The sequence below is a fragment of the Pseudonocardia sp. SID8383 genome (genome assembly GCF_009864975.1).
Classification (GTDB): domain Bacteria; phylum Actinomycetota; class Actinomycetes; order Mycobacteriales; family Pseudonocardiaceae; genus Pseudonocardia; species Pseudonocardia alni.
On the sequence record NZ_WWFY01001264.1, the window covers coordinates 1 to 393 of the forward strand.

General features: G+C 79.1%; 1 pseudogene. It reads right to left on the bottom strand.

Features of this window, described 5'->3' with window-relative positions:
• Positions 1 to 393 (bottom strand): annotated as a pseudogene (locus tag GTW08_RS30835) (DNA polymerase III subunit gamma/tau); the annotation flags it as partial.

A 393-nucleotide genomic window follows, 5' to 3' on the forward strand; every position in this document is an offset into this window, starting at 1 on the left:
TGCGCGCGTTCCGGCGTGGCGGCGCGACGCGCGGTCGCGGCCTCCCCGGTGTCGCAGTGGACCCGCCACTGGACCCCGAGGACGGCGCGCAGCGCATCGGCGATCACGTCGGTGTTGCGCGCCTCGGACAGCCGCCGGGCCAGCGGCGGGGCGCCGATCGCGAGGACCAGGGTGTCGCCGTCGACCGCCCGGACGGTGGCGTTGACCAGCAGCGCCTCGGTGCTGCGGCTGCGCTGACGGACAGCGGCGAGGATCTCCGGCCAGACCCGGCGGACCGCCGTCGCGTCCAGCGAGGACGCCGACGACACCGGCTGCGCCGACTCCGGCGGTACGGCGTCGGCGGGGGCGCCGTCGCGGGGCGGGGCGGGGCGACGGACTGGGGCCTCCTGCGCG